Origin of the sequence: Delftia sp. HK171, from assembly GCF_001886655.1 — a bacterium.
GTDB lineage: Bacteria > Pseudomonadota > Gammaproteobacteria > Burkholderiales > Burkholderiaceae_C > Comamonas > Comamonas acidovorans.
In genome coordinates this window covers 4,574,013-4,591,363 of record NZ_CP018101.1, presented here as the reverse complement: position 1 = coordinate 4,591,363, position 17,351 = coordinate 4,574,013, and the positions used below count along the sequence as shown (strand labels likewise).

General features: G+C 65.9%; 15 protein-coding genes. 7 read left to right on the top strand and 8 right to left on the bottom strand.

Features of this window, described 5'->3' with window-relative positions:
* Positions 1-70 precede the first annotated feature (70 nt).
* A complete protein-coding gene (locus BO996_RS20695) occupies positions 71-1,453 on the bottom strand; it encodes an aminotransferase-like domain-containing protein (protein ID WP_071956289.1) in 1,383 nt (460 codons plus the stop codon).
* A gap of 175 nt (positions 1,454-1,628) precedes the next feature.
* On the opposite strand from BO996_RS20695, the gene BO996_RS20690 reads away from it, so the two are divergent.
* Positions 1,629-1,862: a hypothetical protein gene (locus BO996_RS20690; protein WP_071956288.1), complete on the top strand. Its 234-nt coding sequence runs from the start codon at positions 1,629-1,631 to the stop codon at positions 1,860-1,862.
* A gap of 73 nt (positions 1,863-1,935) precedes the next feature.
* On the opposite strand, the gene BO996_RS20685 is transcribed toward BO996_RS20690, so the two are convergent.
* From BO996_RS20685 to BO996_RS20675, 3 genes are all read right to left on the bottom strand, one after another.
* The gene (locus BO996_RS20685) at positions 1,936-3,162 is read right to left on the bottom strand and encodes a PQQ-dependent sugar dehydrogenase (RefSeq protein ID WP_071956287.1); all 1,227 of its coding nucleotides are present in this window, start codon (positions 3,160-3,162) and stop codon (positions 1,936-1,938) included.
* 126 nt (positions 3,163-3,288) lie between these two features.
* On the bottom strand, positions 3,289-3,702 hold the full coding sequence (locus BO996_RS20680) for a VOC family protein (RefSeq protein ID WP_071956286.1): 414 nt from the start codon (positions 3,700-3,702) through the stop codon (positions 3,289-3,291).
* Positions 3,703-3,799: 97 nt separating this feature from the next.
* Positions 3,800-4,189: a MerR family transcriptional regulator gene (locus tag BO996_RS20675; protein WP_071956285.1), complete on the bottom strand. Its 390-nt coding sequence runs from the start codon at positions 4,187-4,189 to the stop codon at positions 3,800-3,802.
* 75 nt (positions 4,190-4,264) lie between these two features.
* Between BO996_RS20675 and BO996_RS20670 the strand changes: the two genes are divergently transcribed.
* On the top strand, positions 4,265-5,374 hold the full coding sequence (locus BO996_RS20670; RefSeq protein WP_071956284.1) for an SDR family oxidoreductase: 1,110 nt from the start codon (positions 4,265-4,267) through the stop codon (positions 5,372-5,374).
* Between the two features lie 12 nt (positions 5,375-5,386).
* Positions 5,387-6,331, top strand: a complete 945-nt coding sequence (locus BO996_RS20665) for an oxidoreductase (RefSeq protein WP_232240390.1) — start codon at positions 5,387-5,389, stop codon at positions 6,329-6,331.
* 46 nt (positions 6,332-6,377) lie between these two features.
* Here the strand turns inward: BO996_RS20665 and BO996_RS20660 are convergent, their stop codons facing one another.
* Entirely contained in the window at positions 6,378-7,826 is a 1,449-nt protein-coding gene (locus BO996_RS20660; protein WP_071956283.1) for a DUF1501 domain-containing protein, read from the bottom strand.
* Between the two features lie 55 nt (positions 7,827-7,881).
* Positions 7,882-9,786: a DUF1800 domain-containing protein gene (locus tag BO996_RS20655; RefSeq protein WP_071956282.1), complete on the bottom strand. Its 1,905-nt coding sequence runs from the start codon at positions 9,784-9,786 to the stop codon at positions 7,882-7,884.
* 350 nt (positions 9,787-10,136) lie between these two features.
* Between BO996_RS20655 and dbpA the strand changes: the two genes are divergently transcribed.
* Positions 10,137-11,537, top strand: coding sequence for an ATP-dependent RNA helicase DbpA (dbpA, locus tag BO996_RS20650; protein ID WP_071956281.1), 1,401 nt, complete (start codon positions 10,137-10,139; stop codon positions 11,535-11,537).
* A 369-nt stretch (positions 11,538-11,906) separates the two neighbouring features.
* Positions 11,907-13,532 (top strand): sensor domain-containing diguanylate cyclase, encoded by a 1,626-nt coding sequence (locus BO996_RS20645; protein ID WP_071956280.1) that lies wholly within the window; start codon positions 11,907-11,909, stop codon positions 13,530-13,532.
* Positions 13,533-13,554: 22 nt separating this feature from the next.
* On the opposite strand, the gene BO996_RS20640 is transcribed toward BO996_RS20645, so the two are convergent.
* Positions 13,555-14,043, bottom strand: a complete 489-nt coding sequence (locus tag BO996_RS20640) for a MarR family winged helix-turn-helix transcriptional regulator (RefSeq protein ID WP_012206289.1) — start codon at positions 14,041-14,043, stop codon at positions 13,555-13,557.
* The gene (locus tag BO996_RS20635) at positions 14,040-14,945 is read right to left on the bottom strand and encodes an alpha/beta hydrolase (RefSeq protein WP_071956279.1); all 906 of its coding nucleotides are present in this window, start codon (positions 14,943-14,945) and stop codon (positions 14,040-14,042) included. Before BO996_RS20635 ends, BO996_RS20640 begins: the two co-directional genes overlap by 4 nt.
* A 197-nt stretch (positions 14,946-15,142) precedes the next feature.
* Here BO996_RS20635 and BO996_RS20630 point away from each other — a divergent pair, with 197 nt between their 5' ends.
* Together BO996_RS20630 and BO996_RS20625 are read left to right on the top strand one after the other, a co-directional pair.
* Entirely contained in the window at positions 15,143-16,318 is a 1,176-nt protein-coding gene (locus BO996_RS20630) for an ABC transporter substrate-binding protein (protein WP_043823646.1), read from the top strand.
* Between the two features lie 110 nt (positions 16,319-16,428).
* A complete protein-coding gene (locus BO996_RS20625; protein WP_013801787.1) occupies positions 16,429-17,349 on the top strand; it encodes a branched-chain amino acid ABC transporter permease in 921 nt (306 codons plus the stop codon).
* Positions 17,350-17,351: the final 2 nt, after the last annotated feature.

The following is a 17,351-nucleotide window of genomic DNA, read 5'->3' as shown; positions in this document are numbered from 1 at the left end:
CGCCTTGAGCCGTTGTGGCAACCCATCGGCGCAACGCCTCACGCCTCACGCCTCGATACGCGCTGAACCGCTAAACCACGGCGGCGCTGAACGACTCGGGCAGGCGCGCAAGCAGATGCGACAGCCGCTGAAGGCCCGCCTGCAGGCGCCCACGGTCCTTGATGCTGCCCAGGGAGATGCGGATGGCATTCACGGATTCGCTGCCGGTGGCGAAGGCCTGCGCCGGCGTGACGGCGATGCCCTCGCTGTCGGCGGCACGCGCAAGCTGCGACGGGCTCCAGTAACTCGGCAGCTCCAGCCATACATGCAGGCCGTCTCCCGCGCCGCTGTACCGACCGGCCAGCACATCCCTGGCCATCCGGTGGCGCAGGCGCGCCTCCTTGCGCACACCTTCCATCAATTTTCCGGCCGAGCCGTCGAGGATCCACTGCGTGGCCAGGGCGGCCGTCAGCGGCGTGGCCATCAGCGCAAACGATCTCAGCGCGACCAGGAAACGCTGGCGCTCGTGCGGGTCAGGCAGGAGCACGAAGGCCACCCGCAAACCGGGCGTCAGGCATTTGGAGAGGGTGGAGATGTAGTACACCTGCTCCGGGGCAAACCTGGCGATCGGCGGCGGCGGGGCATCGGCCAGCAGCCAGTAGGGATCGTCCTCGACGATGCGCACATGGCAGCGCTTTGCGATGCTGGCGATCTCTTGGCGCCGGTCCTCGGCAAGCGTGATGGCGGTCGGGTTCTGCAGCGTGGGGTTCAGGTAGACCAGCCCGGGCCTGTGCTGTCGGCATGCCTGCTCAAGCCGCTCGGGCATGATCCCCTGGCTGTCCGCTTGCACCGCAATGATGCGCCGGCCGAACTGGGCCGCTGCGGCACGCAGGCCGGGATAGCTGGTGGGCTCGGTCAGGATCACATCGCCAGGCTCCGTCAGCGCAAGCACCAGGGCGGCAATCGCCGCCTGCGCGCCCGGGCAGACCACCAACTGCCGGGCATCCACATCTCCGAACATGGGCTGCAGCCACCTGGCGCCCGCCTTGCGGTCGGAGTCGCTTCCCCCGCCCAGGTGGTAGGTCATCAGCAACTGGGCATCCGCACCCATCAGCACTTGCGACAGGCCCTGCTTCAACATGTCGTCCAGATCCACGCCAGCCGGCGGCGGCGGGGTGTTCATGCTCAGGTCCAGCACGGCGTTCAGCTCTACCTTGGGCGCCGCGACATAGGTGCCTCTGGCGCCGCGTCCCTCCAGCAGCTGGCGGCGCCTGGCTTCGTCGTAGGCGCGCGTGACCGTCGTCAGGTCCACATCCAGCTGGGCCGCCAGCCGGCGTTGTGGGGGCAGGCGGTCACCGGGCTTCAGTAGTCCGTCTGCCAAGGCTGCCTGCAAGGCATCGGCGATCTGCAGGAATCGGGGGCCGCCCTGCACGATCAGTTGCGGCAACCAGAGGGGCAAAGGCTCATCTTGCATGGATTTAAGCGGCGACGTATGGGCTCATGTATGGAAATTGCTTTTGGGTAGTATGCGCCACAAGGTGTGGCAGCACCGTGCTTGCATGGCCGTCGCTGACGCTCTCGCCTCCCATGTCCGGGAGGGAGGCTCCTCACCATGGACAGTGCCAAGTCATTGGCTGGAAGCTCTCAAAATGATCGATTGGGTCCCCATAGTCTTCGTCACCTTCAAGGTGCTCGTGTTCGGCACGGCCATGTTCTTCGCCATCAAGTGGCATTACGACCAGGGCAAGAAGAAGGGGGCGAGCCGGCGTGAGCTGCTCATTGCCAGCGGCAAGATCGTTGCCATCTTCACGCTGCTGCTGCTGTGCGTGCTGCTCTTCACCTTCGGCCTGGCCACCATGCTGGGCATGGACCTGAGCCTTTGATGGCAGGTGGCGCTGCCAGCGCCGGGCCTCTGCCCGCAGGCCGTGCCCAGCGCGGCAACCATCCCCCAGCTGCCTACTTCGGTGTGAGCCGATACAGACCGCCCTTGCGGTCGTCCTCGATCAGCCACAGCGCACCATCCGGCGCCTGCGCCACGTCGCGGACGCGAAAGCCTACCGTCCAATGCTCGGCAGGCGTGGCGCTCGCGCCGTTCACCTCGATCCGGTGCAGGGCACGGGTCAGCAGGCCGGACGCAAACGCCGAGCCCTTCCACTGCGGAAACATCTCGCCGCTGTAGAACATCAGGCTGCCCGGCGCGAAGACAGGCGTCCAGTAGATCACGGGCTTGGTGAGGTCCGTTCGCGTATCCGGGCTGGCAATGGGCACGCCGTTGTAGTTCACCGCATAGGAAACCAGCGGCCAGCCATAGTTCTTGCCCGGCTCGATCAGGTTGAGCTCATCGCCGCCGCGCGGCCCATGCTCAAGCTCCCAAAGACGCCCATCCGGCGCGAATGCCAGGCCGTAGGGCGTGCGATGCCCCGTGGACCAGGTCTCGGACGGCGTCAGATTCGGACCGTCAAAGACAAACGTGCGCAACACCGGCGCGGTCTTGGCGGCTTCGGTGTCCTTGGGCGGATCTATCACAGGAACCGACGTTGCGCCGGTCTGCCCCTGCATCGGATTGCCGGGCGCGGGCTTGCCGTCCAAGGTCAGCCGCAGGATCTTGCCAGCCGGCTGATTCGGGTCCTGGGCAGGCGTGAAGCGCTGGCGGTCCCCGGCCGTGAGGAACAGAAACTTCTGGTCCGGCGAAAAAGCCACGGCGGCACCCACCTGCCCGCCCTTGCCCTTGACCGGGTCGCGCCAGATGACCTTGAGGTCTTCCAGCGCAGCGGTGCCGGCACCGATCCTGAGCGTGGCGCGCGCGAGCGCCAGGCTCGACGTGCCGCGGATCTCTCCGGGCTCCGAATAGGTCAGGTAGATGGCCCCGTCGCTCGCATACGAAGGGGCCAGGTAGACACCGAGCAGGCCGTTCTGGTTTTCATGCAGCACGGGCGGCACGCCGGTGACTTCGAGCTTTTGCCCGTCCTGGGCCGCGAGAAACAGCTTGCCAACCTTCTCGGTGACCAGCATGCGCCCGTCCGGCAGGAAGGCGATGCGCCAGGGCAGATCGAATTGCGCGACCTTGGTGACCTTGAACGGGGGCGATGCAGTGGCAGGCAGGGTTCCCGCATTGATCTGCGCCAACACAGGGGTTGCAGCCATGAGCAACCAGGGGATGAGTCCAGACTTCGGCAATCGCATGCTTTGCTCCGCAGTGGGGGACGGGACAGTATCCGCGCATCACCGCCGCACCGCAGAATGCACCGCCGAATTCCGGGCTATCTGCGCGGCAAGCCTGAAGTTGCGTCCAGCCACGTTCAGCCTCGCTCACCCAGCGGATGCAGGCATGGCCGCCGGGTCCATCCACAGCGCCGCCCACATGTGTCCATCAGGATCGGCCAGATCGCGCGTGTACATGAAGCCGTGGTCCTCCATCGGATTCACGTCGGCCTGCCCGCCATGGGCCGCGGCGGCCTCGTTCATGGCATCGACGGCGGCGCGGCTCTCAAGGGCCAATGACAGCATCAATCCGCAGGAGCCGGTCGGCGGCAACGGGCGCTGGGTGAAGGTGCGCCACTTGGCATGCGTGACCAGCATGACCTGGATCGCCTCGCTCCAGACCATGGCGGAACCATCCTCACTGCTGAACTGCGGGTTCTGGCTGAAGCCCAGCGCCTTGTAGAAGGCGGTGGAGGCGCCGAGGTCGGTCACGGGGAGACTGATGAAGAGGGACTTGGTCATGCTTGGCTCCGTGGGGTGGGGCTGCAGTTCTGGCGGGTGCAGGACTGCTCGGTCAGAACATCCATCATGCAGCACTTGCACTCCGGATGCTGCCCCATTAATTGGAAGAGCCATTGAGTCGCTGAAGCTCAAGTTGCCTGGCCGCACTGGCTTCAAGGTTTGCGCGCTCCGCATCCAAATACCGATAAATGCTCTTGAGGTCAGTGATTTTCTTTTTGATTTCCGCCATCTTCTTTTCAATCAGTCTTGCACCCCCGGCGCAATCTATTGACTTGTTTCTCTGAGCATTCAGAATTTCGCCTATTTCCCCAAGAGAAAAACCCATGCTTTGTGCCCGCTGGATAAAGTCCAGGTCTTGCAGGGTTTGCGGTGTGTAAACGCGATAGTTGTTGGTTCGCCGCAAGGGTGAAATAAGACCGATTTTCTCGTAATAGCGCAAGGTATGGCGCGTGGCGCCGCTGCGGACCTCAAGTTCGCCGATATTCATGGAAAAAATCGCTTGACTGTAGAGTTGAGTCGACAGTCTACACTTGGTTTTTTCATCGTGCCAAGGAGCAGAAAAATGAGCGTGGAGTGCTTTGTTACGGGAGGGACGGGCTTCATCGGCCAGCATTTGCTGTCGTACCTGAGCGCGAAAGGTCACACCATTCGGGTGCTGATGCGTCGCCCGGAGCGCCTCGCTGAACTGCGCCAGCAGGTCGATGGTTTGGGTGGCGTTGCAGCCCGCGTCTTTGCCGTAGCCGGCGATCTGGAGCAAGAAAACCTTGGTCTGAGCCATGCGGATAGAGAGGTCCTGCGGCAGGCCAAGGTCGTATTCCATCTGGGAGCCCACTTCGCCTGGGGCCTTTCGATGGAGCATGCACGTGCAGTGAATGTGGAAGGGGCAAGGCGCGTGGCGCAGTTGGCGGCCGAGCAAGAGAGCCGGTTGGTGATGATTGGCGGCTACATGCTGAAAAACAATGAACATCTGCAACGCATCGGGATTGATCCCGGCCATCCGGAGCTGACGGATTGGCCTGCCATCTATCGCCAAGTCGGTGCTTACGAGGCGAGCAAACTGGAGGCGCATTTCGCGACCCTCGGCTTCATGAATGCCAAGGGTGGAGAGATGACCGTTGTACACCCCGCCACGGTTTGCGGTCATGGCCGCACGGGGCATATAGCGGATGGCCAGCCGCTGGTGGATCTGATACGCAATCTGGTGCAGGGAAAGCTGGCTGCAGTACCCGGTACTGCCGCGCACTGGTTGCCACTGGTCACTGTGGATTATCTGGTCGAGTTGGTGGCGGCTTGCGCCTTTGATCCTTCCATGGTGGGCCAGGAACTGCTGGCCCTCGATGCCAAGAGCCCCGGCTTGAAGGAACTCCTCACGCAGGTGGCACAACCTCTTGGGCTGAAGGCGCCCGGGCATCATATTCCGCTGCGATTGCTGAAATGGCTTTTGGGTATTCGTCCCATTGCGAGATTTTTGAATACCAGCGCCGAGGCCCTGGATTTTATCCAGATAACCCGTTTTGACACGACGGAAGTGGAGCAATTTGCCCAAAGGCACGGAATTACAAAGCCGGATATGCGCCAGTCGCTGAGGAATACTGCAATATATGTCAACTCATATTGCATTCCAAAAGGCAAGGCCCGTCGACTTGCCCCTCCACTGCACAGAACATCATAATCACCGCTTTCAATGGTGCCCGGGTTGCCGCTGCGCACCAAAATCAAGGAGCTCGTTTCAGTGAATCAACCAACCCATCCACGCATCGCGGTGCTGGGGCCCGGGGCAATCGGGACAACGGTTGCTGCTGCGCTGCATGAAGTCGGTCGCACGCCGTTGCTGTGCGGTCGTACGCCGCGCGACAGCCTGACGCTGCACGGCAGCGGTCTTCGCATCGTGGTTCCCGGCCCGGTCAGAACGGATCCGGCCCAGGTCGAAGGTCCGGCGGACCTTGTTTTTCTCGCGGTCAAGGCGACTCAAACTGCTGCGGTTGCGCATTGGCTGGCGGCGTTGAGCGGTCCGCAAACCGTCGTATGTGTCCTGCAAAACGGGGTTGAGCAGGTGGAGAGTGTCACCCCGCTGTGCCCGCAGGGGCGAATCGTTCCCGCAGTCGTGTGGTTCCCTGCACAGGCGCAACCCGACGGATCGGTGCTCCTGCGCAGCGACGCCCGGATCAGCCTGCCTGACGAGGCCGCTGCCCTCGTGGTCGCGCAGGCACTGCAAGGCACCCGATGCTCGGTAGACCTGGTTTCGAATTTCAAATCCCTGGCGTGGCAAAAGCTGCTGCAGAACGCAGCGGCCGGGCTCATGGCACTCACGCATCGCCGCTCAGGCATGTTCGGCCGGCACGACATTTCGACACTCACTCTGGACTATTTGAGGGAGTGCCTGGCCGTCGCACGCGCCGAAGGTGCTGAACTGGGCGATGAGGTCCCGCAGGCGATCCTCGACAAGTTCCAGGCATTTCCGGCCGACCTGGGCACGTCCATACTGGCGGATCGCGAAGCAGGCCGGCCGCTCGAATGGGATATCCGCAACGGTGTCATCGCGCGCCGCGGCCGGGCGCGCGGAGTTCCGACACCGATTGGTGATGTCCTGGTGCCGCTTCTCGCCGCAGCGAGCGACGGCCCCGGCTGATCATTCGTGCCTTGACCACAAAGCCCGCGATCGCCAAAGCAAGGCTTCAGCCCATGAACCCCAGATCGATGGGATACGCCGAGCCGCCGAAGTTGCCGATGTGCGGCAGCACTCCCGCCAGCTCGGTATTGGCCACGCCGAACCAGCGCGCCAGGGTGGCGGCGTACTGGTCCACGGCGGTGCTGGGCAACAGGCGGCCCTGGCCGACATGCCACTGGTCTTCGCTGCCGCTGCCGTTGCCCACGCTGATGGGCGGTGGCGCGCCATAGAAGGACGCGCCACGCACCGCGCCGCCCACCACGAAGTGGTGGCTGCCCCAGCCATGGTCCGAGCCGTCGCCGTTGGAAGTCAGCGTGCGGCCGAAGTCCGACGCGGTGAAGGCCGTGACCTTGTCGGCCACGCCGAGTTCGGCCGTGGCGTTGTAGAAGGCCGTCATGGCGCTGCTCACCTTGTCGAGCAGCTGCGGCTGGTTGGCGATCAGGTTGTCGTGCAGGTCGAACCCGCCCAGCGAGACGAAGAACACCTGCCGGCGCGTGCCCAGCGCGTTGCGTCCGGCGATGAGCCGGGCCACCACCTTGAGCTGGTCGGCCAGCGGGTTGCTGGCAGGGAAGGCGGTGGACAGGCTGCCGCTGGAGAGGGCCGAAGAGATCTGCCCCTCGGCACTGATGGAGCGCTGCGTGACGCGGGCGTACTCGGCCTCCATCGCGTGGCTGCCGGCCGTCTGCACCAGCTCGTTCAGCAGGCCGCGCACGGCGGTCGAACCATAGACATTGGCGCCCTTGACGGCGTTGATGGGCACGGCGCCGCCCGGGCTGATCTGGTACTGCAACGCCTGGTCGCCCGAGAGAAACACGGCGTTGCCCGTGGCCGAGATGCAGGTGAAGAGCGACGTGGCGTTGGACGACAGCGCCAGGTCGCCCAGGTTGCCGCCCCAGCCCACGGTGGAGCCTTCGGCGCCCTGCGACTGCCAGACCGACTGCTGGTCGTTGTGCGAGAAAAGCTTGGGCGGCAGCGGGTAGCTGCGCCGGTCGCCGGTGGCATATTGGGCACGCGTGAGCGGCACCAGCAGCGGGCCGACGTTCAGCTGCACCGCCGCGCGGCCCGCGTTGAAGAGGCCGGCCAGGCCCGTCATGGACGGGTGCAGCGCGTACTGCATGCCACCGGCCAGCGCCGTGCGGGGTTGCAGCAGCGTATTGCCCAGCGCTGCGCGGGCCAGGGCAATGCCACCGGCCGTGCCATCGCTGTTGCCGCCGCGGATGGTGGAGTACTGCCCGTAGCGGGTGCTGTCGTAGGGCACGACGGTGTTGGCGTAGTCGCAGCCGCCGTAGAGGAAGACGCAGACCAGCGCCTTGTAGTCGTTCGCCTCGAAGGCGGCGGCCTCGCCCAGCGCGGCAAGATTCAGGGCGAAGGGCAGGGCGGTGCCGGCGGCGGCCAGTTGCGTGCTGCGGCGCAGGAATGCGCGGCGCGTGTGGCGGGCGGGGTCGATGAAATTCATGGCGATATCGCTTTGCTTTGCAGACGTTCGGTCACCTGTTCGGTCGCTTGTTCGGTCACTTCTGCACCAGATATTCGGGACTGGCCATCACCAGCAGCACGGCGGCTGCCACGCGGTTGAGCTGGGTGGCGGTGTTGCTGGTGGCCGTCACCGGCGTGGCATTGAGCGCTGCCACGATGCGCGCCTGCGTGGCGGCCGATACCTGCCCTGCCGACAGCAGCAGCGCCACCTTGCGCACCAGCGCGGCGGCGTCGGCTACCAGGGGCAGCAGGTTGGCGTAGCTGCAGGTGATGTCGAAGCCGTTGGCTGCGCTGCTGCCGCCCTGGGGCAGGTCTGGCGCGTTCACGTAGTAGCCGAAGCGGATCACGTTCTGCATGAAGTTCAGGTAGCCGCTCACGCTGGTCTCGGTGACGATCTGGAACTCCGGCGCCCCCTGGCCCGTCGTGGCCAGGGGGGTGGAGGGCGGCACGTAGCCCGGGCGGAAGAAGTTGAACACCGAGCCCGAGCGCAGCGGGCTCTGGCCCAGGCGGGTGGCCGGGTCGCTCAGGTTGTCGATCTTCCAGGTGCCGCGTGCCGACCGCAGCCCGAAGGTGCGGCCCCATTGCACGAAGCGCACCATGGGCTCGCGCAGGCGGCCGTACTGGGGGCTGGCAAGCCCTGCCGCGCCGCGCGCTTCCGGGTCCAGCAGCACGGTGGCGATCACGGCGCGCAGGTCGCCCCGCGTGCCGCTGCCGTTGTCGGCGAAGGCGGCGGCCACGCGCCCCACATAGGCGGGGCTGGGGTTGCTGGTGACCAGGCGCTGGATCAGCTGTCGCCCGATGAAGGGCCCGACGTTGGGGTGGTTGAACAGCGTGTCCAGCGCCGCCTTCAGCGCCGCTGGCCCCGACGTGCCCGCAGCCACGGTCGTGCCCAGGAAAGTGGCGGCCAGCGTGGAATGGTGCGCGGCGTTGAAGGCCATGGGCAGCAGCGCCTGCTGCAGCCCCGTCACCGTGCTGCCGCTCAGGTTGGTGGGCTGGTTCTTGCTGGTGTCGTAGTCGTAGCCGGTGAAGACGCGCGCCAGATTGCTCACATCGGCGGCCGAATAGGTGTCGATGCGGTTGCCGCTGCCGTCGCGCTGCTCGGTGCCGTCGGGGTTGAGGCGGTAAAGGCCGATGGTGAACAGCTGCATCACCTCGCGGGCGTAGTTCTCGTCGGGCTGGCGGCCGCTGCGGGCGTCTTCCTTCTGGTTGCCGCGCGTGCTCAGGTAGATGCCCATGGCCGGGCTGAGCGTGACGGCCTCCAGCAGCGTGCGGAAGTTGCCGAAGGCATGCTGGTTCAGCAGATCCCAGTAGCCGGAGGCCAGGAAGATGCTCCAGGGCTGCTCCAGCCCGGTGGTGGAGACCACCATGATCTCCGACAGCGCCAATGCCACACGCTTGCGCACCGCGTCGCGCTCCGTGAAGAGCTGGCTCCAGAGCATGAAGTCGGAGGGATACGAAACGTTGTCGTAGCGCGTGCCGGCCTCTGCCACGCCATAGCCGCGCTGCATCAGCCAGGCCGTGCCTGTGGTGTCCACGGGCAGCGCGAACTGCTCGGCCAGCCAGGGGCCGTAGCCCTTGGCGCGCAGCGCTGCGATCTCCTCGTCGGTGGCCGAGAACTGCGCCTGCAGCAGGAAACGCGCGGCTTCCTCGTCGCTGGCGGGGGTGGCCGTGGTGCCTGTACCGGTACCGGTTCCGCCACCAGGGCCGGTGCCCGTGCCGCCGTTGCCTCCATTGCCGGTACCGGGTGCCGTATCGCCCCCACCGCCTCCGCAGGCCACCAGCAGCGCGGCCGCCAGGGAGGCGGCCATGGCGGGGGGCATCAAGGAACTCCTGGCTTCATGGCCGATGTGGCCGGGCTCTGCGCAGGCAGGCAAGGAGTTTGCGGGCGCGCGGTCGGGCGGCTGCAGCGTGGAGGCTGCAGCCTGTGGTGTGGGGTGCATTGCGGGCTTTCAGGCGGCGGCCGGGGCGGGGTGACGGACTGCCCCGCTCCTCGGCGCGTGGCGCAGAGTGTTCCAAGGTTTTCGGATGTGAGTGGACACTTTGCAGCCCTAAAGCGTGTCAAGATGTTATGCGTTGCAGGGGCGGCATGCAGAAACACGGCGTTGGGCCAAGACGCATGGGTCTCGCCCGGGCCGTCGCCGGTTGACGCGTCTTTTGCCATCCATGGCTTCAACACCCCCGCTGGCCGTCCTCTCGCACATGCTGGCAATTGCCCAGCATGCCTCCTGTTCTTTTTCAGTGACCAACGTGTGCGCTGCGGTCTTGAAATCGCCAACTTTAAAATGCCCCCATGACTCCTCCCTCGGCTTCTTCCAATTCCTTCGACAAACTTGCGCTTTCGCCGGCAACGCTCGCCAATCTTGAGCGGCTCGGCTACCTTGAAATGACGGCGATCCAGCTCGCCAGCCTGCCCCCTGCGCTTGAAGGCAAGGATGTGATCGCTCAGGCCAAGACCGGCAGCGGCAAGACCGCAGCCTTTGCCCTGGCGCTGCTGGCCAAGCTGGATACGCGCAATTTCTCGGTACAAGGCCTGGTGCTCTGCCCCACCCGCGAGCTGGCCGACCAGGTGACGACCGAGATTCGCCGCCTGGCGCGTGCGGAAGACAACGTCAAGGTGGTGACCCTGTCCGGTGGCGTTCCGCTGCGCGGCCAGAACGCGAGCCTTGAGAACGGCGCGCACGTGATCGTCGGCACGCCCGGCCGTGTGATCGATCACCTGGATCGGGGCAATCTGAACCTTGATTCGCTGAACACCTTGGTGCTCGACGAAGCGGATCGCATGCTCGACATGGGTTTCGTCGATGACATCGCCAAAGTCGCCAAGCAGTGCCCCCCGCAGCGCCAGACCTTGCTGTTCTCCGCAACCTACCCTGAAGGCATCGCCAAGCTGGCCGCGCGATTCATGCGTGACCCGGTCACGGTCAAAGTTGCCGCGCAGCACAGTGGCGAGCAGATCGAGCAGCGCTGGTACGAGGTGGACAAGGAAGAGCGCTTGCCCTCGGTGGCTCGCCTGCTGGAGCACTTCCGGCCCGAGAGCACGCTGGCCTTCTGCAATACCAAGGCGCGCTGCCGGGCCCTTGCCGAGCTGCTGCAGGCCCAGGGCTACAGCGCGCTGGAGTTGCACGGCGATCTGGAGCAGCGTGATCGTGACCAGGTGCTGGTGCGCTTCGTGAACGGCAGTTGCTCCGTGCTGGTCGCCACCGATGTGGCGGCTCGCGGGCTCGATGTGACCAATCTGGGCGCCGTCATCAACGTGGACATCACGCCCGACCCTGAAGTGCACGTGCACCGTATCGGCCGCACAGGCCGCGCCGGCCAGAAAGGTTTGGCCCTGAGTCTTGCGACGATGGACGAAATGGGCGCGGTCGGAAACATCGAACAGATGCAGGGCAGCCCATCCGTCTGGTACCCGCTGGACGAGCTGACACCGGCTCCCGGCGGCCGGCTCCTGCCATCCAAGGCCACCATCCACATCAATGCCAGCCGCAAGGACAAGATCCGCCCGGGCGACGTGCTGGGTGCGCTCACCGCAGACCTGGGCTACACCCGCGAGCAAGTGGGCAAGATCGACATCAACGAGTTCGCAACCTATGTGGCCGTGGACCGCAAGATTGCGCATGACGTGGTTGCCCGGCTCAATAGCGGGAAGATCAAGGGGCGAACGGTGAAGGCGCGCTTGCTCAAGGACTGAGGGGTTTCAGGCGCATCAGTCGGCGTGCGAATGTCTGCAGCCTAACCCCCAGGCCCCCTCATAACCGCCCTGGCCTGCACCGTCTCAACAGCCCCCTTCAGCGCCTCCCGCTGCGCCTGTGTATGGGCCGCCAAACCCGTGTCCCCGGGGGAACGGCGAAGTACTATCCGAGACCTGGGCGCCTACCCAGCCACCACTCCCCAATCCCAACCCGTCCGGCCGATTTTTCCGAAGCCGGGGACAATACCGGGTTCGCGGGTTTTTCCGGCTTGACTTGGGTCAAGGCTGGAAACGCCCGCGCAAAGACGCTGCCCAGGTGCTGAGCCGGATGCAGAAAACCCAAGATCGGACGGCAGCAGGACTGCCGAGATGGCGCAGGTGCATGTGATGGAGAGGGATTGGTGGACAAAGGCCTGGTGCGGGGGCAGAGGCCGGCCTGTGAAGCGTGATGCCCGCCTGGTGGCCTGGTTGCTGGCGGTGGTGTTCGTGTCGGTTTCTGCGGCCACGGTCTGGCAATTGGTGGCGGCGCGCCAGCGCACGCTGGCCGAGGTCGATACCAGCAACCGCAACCTGGCCCAGACACTGAACACCTATGCCGAGGGCGTGATCACCCAAAGCTCCATGCTGCTGCTGGGCATTGCCGAGCGGCTGGAGGTGGATGGCACCAGCCCCGCGCTCCTGGAGCGGGTGCTGTATCTGGTCAACCGGCAAGAGCATCTGCTGAACCAGCTCAACGAGCTGCTGATCGTGGATGCGCAGGGCCATTGGCTGATGTCGTCCAAGGGGGCGTTCCCCGAAGGATCGGAAAGCTCCGGCCGGGACTACTTCACGCACCACCGTGACGACGCATCGTCAGGCATCTACATCGGGCCGCCAATCCGCAGCCGCTCCACGGGCGAATGGGTGATCACCATCAGCCGGCGCTATACGGACGCCGAGGGCCAGTTTGCAGGCGCGGTGGTGGTGGCGCTGGGTGTGGAGAATTTCCTGCGGCTGTTCGGCAAGATCGATATCGGCGAGAAGGGGGCCATTGCGCTGAGCACGCCGGGCGGGCAGTTGCTGGTGCGCCACCCGTTCCGCGAGCAGGACCTGGGGCGGGACTTCTCGCAGTCGCCCAATTTCCTGCGCCACTACGTGGGGGCGATGTCGGGCACGGCGTCGTTCCGCTCCTTGCTGGACGGCACGGAAAGAATCTACGCCTTTCTGCGCAGCGAGCGCTATCCGCTGGTGACCACGGTGGCCCTGGGCCGCGATGAGGCGTTGAGCTCCTGGCGGCGTCAGGCGCTGCTGACGCTGGCTGTGGTGCTGGGGCTGTTTCTGGCGATTGCGTTGATCGGCTGGCGCCTGACGGCCGCGATGCGGCTGCGTTCGCGCGCCGAATGCTCCCTGGTCAGCGCGCGCGAGGAATTGCTGGACGCCAATCGCCGGCTGGAGGTACTGGCCGCCCAGGACCAGTTGACGGGCCTGGCCAACCGCCGCCGCTTTGACGAGGTGCTGGAGCGCGAGGCCCGTCGCGCTGCGCGCGAGGGCACGCCGCTGTCGCTGCTGCTGATCGACCTGGACTACTTCAAGGGCTACAACGATGCCTACGGCCATGTGGCGGGCGATGCCTGCCTGCAGGCCGTGTGCAGCGCGCTGGCCCAGGCGGTGCAGCGGCCCGGCGACATGGCGGCGCGCTATGGCGGGGAAGAGCTGGCCGTGGTGCTGCCCAATACCGACAAGGCCGGCGCGCAGCAGGTGGCCGAGCGGCTGCGCGCGCGCATCGAGGGCCTGGCTCTGGAGCACCGCATCAGCCGCTTTGGCCATGTGACGGCCAGCATTGGCGTGGCCACGACGCAGGGTGATGAGGCTGGCGCGACCCAAGGCGCTACACAAAGCGCGACCCAAGGCACTACCCACGGCTCCACCCAAGGTGCCGCCGTGGCGCTGGTGGAAGCGGCCGACCGTGCGCTGTACCGCGCCAAGGGCGCAGGGCGCAACTGCGTGCAGGGCTGAATGGGGGTGGGTCTGCGCGCGCTCAGTCCGTGGGCGAGCGGTGGGCCACCACCTGCTGCTTGAGGTCGCCCAGCGCCTGGTACAGGTCGTTGCGGCTGGCCTGCGGCATGTCGCCGAACATGCCCATGACCCAGGACTCATGCGCCTTGGCCATGCGCGCAAAGGTCTTGCGGCCCAGCGGGGTGAGGTGCAGCACGGAGCTGCGCCGGTCGGACTCCACCTTGGTGCGCACCACCAGGCCTTCTTTCTCCAGCTGGTCGGTGATGCCGGTGATGTTGCCGTTGGTCACCATCATGTGGCGCGACAGCTCGCCCATCTTCATGCCCTCGGGCGCGCGCTGCAGCTGGGCCATGAGGTCGAAGCGGGGTAGGGTGGTGTCGAATTCGCTGCGCAGGCGGTTGCGGATCTCGCCTTCGATGAGGTTGCAGCAGGTGAGCATGCGCAGCCACAGGCGCAGCGCATGGTGGTCGTCGGGCGCGGCGCGCGACTCCAGGTCGGGGGCGTGGGTCATGGCTGGTTCTGCGGTGTGGGGGCGCTCAAGCCCATCTGCGCGAGGATGGCGCGCGTCAGCGGGCTGGCCGGGTCGTTCAGGGTGAGCACGATGTCGAAATGGTTGGTGCCGGGCATGGCCACGTACTGGCCTGACGATGGACCGGGGCCACGGCGCTGCTTCCAGGCGGCCAGGTAGTCGTCGCTCTGGCGCTTGAATTCATCGGTCTCGCTCTCGCCGTAGCTGACGATGAGCGGGCAGGCCGCGCCGTGCGGCAGGAGGGCGGGGCTGTTGCGAATGGCGTCCTGCTCGCTCAGGCGCATCCATTCGTTGATGTGGGTGTGCACCAGCGGGCGCAGGTCGAACAGGCCCGAAAGCGGTGCGGCGCCGCGCACCACGTCTTCGGGCACGCCGTAGTCCGCATGCCAGCCACCGGCCAGCAGCATGCCCGCCAGGTGGCCGCCGGCCGAGCTGCCGCAGACATGGATGCGGCCCGGGTCGCCGCCGTAGCGGGCGATGTGGGCATGCACCCAGGCCAGTGCGCGGCGTGTCTGGTCCACGATGCGGTCCAGCGTGACGGCGGGCGCCAGCGAGTAGTTCAGGGCCACCACCACGGCGCCGGCGCGCGTGAAGGTGGGCGCCATGCTGCTGGAGTCGTCCTTGGACAGCAGCCGCCAATAGCCGCCGTGGATGAAGAAGAGAACAGGGGCGCCTGCCGCCCCGGTTGCTGCCGGGAAAATGTCCAGCAGCTCGTCGGCATGATCGCCATAGGCCACGTTCAGCGCGCAGGGCAGGCTCTGGCGCGCGGCCCGGCTGTCGTCGGCATAGGCCTTGATGATGGGGGTGATGTCGGGTACCGTCGCGCGGGCGTTGTACTGGACATCGAGTCCGGCGCGGTCGTAGTGACGGTAGAGTGCGGGCATTGGAACGGAGATGGCGCGAAATGGTTTGTATGGCAGGTATTGGTACAAGTCCCAGACTTGTTCTGCAAAATACTTTAAACCTAAACTAAGACCCGCGCCAACCGTTCCAGCCCTTACAGAGTTTGCCGTCCAGCGTGACGGAAGACTGCCTCACCACCGATTGCCATCCGCGCGGCCCGCGCAAGGAGCACAGCAGCATGCGTTTCCTCACCCCCTTCCTGGCCGCAGCGGCCCTGGCCCCTGCCTTTGTTCCCGCGCTCGCGCAGGCGGACACCATCAAGGTCGGTATCGCCAACGATATTTCCGGGCCGTTTGCCGCGCTGGGCGCCGAGGCGCGTGATGGCTTCAACCTCGCCATCAAGCAGCTGGGCAGCAAGCTGGGCGGCCAGCCGGCCGAGTTCCTGCAGACTGACATGGGCGGCAACCCCGACCAGGCGCGCCAGCTGGTCACGCGCTACATACAGCGCGACAAGGTGGATTTCTTCACCGGCCCCATCGGCTCCAACGTGGCCCTGGCCGTGGGCCCGGCGCTGTTCGGCGCCAAGGTGCCCTACCTGTCCAACAACCCCGGCCCCAGTCAGTTCGCGGGCGCGCAGTGCAATGCGTTCTGGTTCGGCACGTCCTACCAGAACGATGCCTTCCACGAGGCAGCCGGCAAGCTGGCCGCCGACCGTGGCTTCAAGAAGATGTTCATCATGGCGCCCGACTATCCGGCGGGCAAGGATGCGCTGGTCGGCTTCAAGCGCGGCTACAAGACCGCGCCCGGCGAGGAGGTCTACACCAAGCTGGGCCAGATCGACTACGCGGCCGAGCTGGCCCAGATCCGCGCGGCCAAGCCCGATGCGGTCTACATCTTCCTGCCGGGCGGCATGGGCATCAACTTCGTCAAGCAGTTCGTGTCCACGGGGCTGTCGCAAAGCGTCAAGCTGATCGGCCCGGGCTTCTCGGCCGACGAGGACGTGATCCAGGCCGTGGGCGAGCCGATGCTGGGCATGGTCAATACCGCGCAGTGGGCGCATGACCTGGACGTGCCGCAGAACAAGGCCTTCGTCGAGGCCTTCCGCAAGGAGTACAAGGGCCGCAACCCCTCGGTCTACGCGGCCCAGGCGTATGACGTGATCATGGCCATGGATGCGGCGGTCAAGCAGGCCGGCGGCAAGGCCTCGGACCGCCAGGCCATTGTCAAGGCGCTGGAGAAGGCCGACTACGCCTCGGTGCGCGGCCCCTTCACGTACGGCAAGAACCACTATCCCATCCAGGCCTACTACCAGCGCGTGATCGAGAAGGACGGCAGCGGCCGCATCACCAACAAGCTGGTGGGCAAGGTGTTCGATAAATATCAAGACGTCTACGTCAACGACTGCAGGATGTGACCCCGCCGCCGCGCCCCCGTCGGGCGCGGCGTGCCTTGATCTTGATTTTCAAAGCCGGATGATTTGTTGACCGCGCGCGGGCCACTGCGCCTGCGGCAGGGGGCGTGTGGATGACGTGGACGCTGCTCTTGGAGCAATTGCTGAATGGCCTGCAGTTCGGGCTGATGCTGTTTCTGATCGCGGCCGGGCTGACCCTGGTGTTCGGCATCATGGACATCATGAACCTGGCCCATGGCTCGCTGTACATGGCGGGCGCCTATGTGGCGGCCGAGACCATGCAGCGCACGGGCTCGTTCACCGCGGCCGTGCTGGTGGCAGCCGTGGCCACGGGCGTGGCGGGTGTGGTGCTGGAGCTGGTGCTGATACGCCGCCTTGCCGTGCGCGACCATCTGGCCCAGGTGCTGGGCAGCTATGCCGTCATCCTCATTGCCAATGACCTGGTCAAGATGGTCTGGGGCCCGGCGCCGGTGATGCTCAACATGCCGGCCGCGCTGTCCGGCCCGGTGCAGTTGCTGCCCGATCTGATGTACCCGGCCTACCGGCTGATGATCATCGTCTTCGGCCTGGCCGCCGCGTTGGGCCTGTACTGGTTCGTGACGCGCACGCGCGCCGGCGTGCTGGTGCGGGCAGGGGCCTCCAACCGCCAGATGGCCACGCTGATGGGCGTGCGCGTGCCGCTGCTGTTCCTGGGCGTGTTCACGCTGGGCGCCATGCTGGCGGCGGTGGCGGGCGCGCTGCTGGGGCCCATCACTTCGGTGCAGGTCGGCATGGGGGAAGAGATCCTCATCCTGGTGCTGGTGTGCATCGTCATCGGCGGCATAGGCTCCATACGCGGCGCCCTGGTGGGCGCCCTGCTGGTGGGCATGGTGGATACGGCGGGGCGGGCCTTCCTGCCCATGCTGCTGCGCCAGGTGTTCTCCCCGGCCGTGGCGTCCAGCGTGGGGCCCACGCTGGCGGCGATTTCCATCTACGTGCTGATGGCGGTGGTGCTGGTGTACCGTCCTTCCGGCCTTTTCCCAGCGCGAGGCTGAGC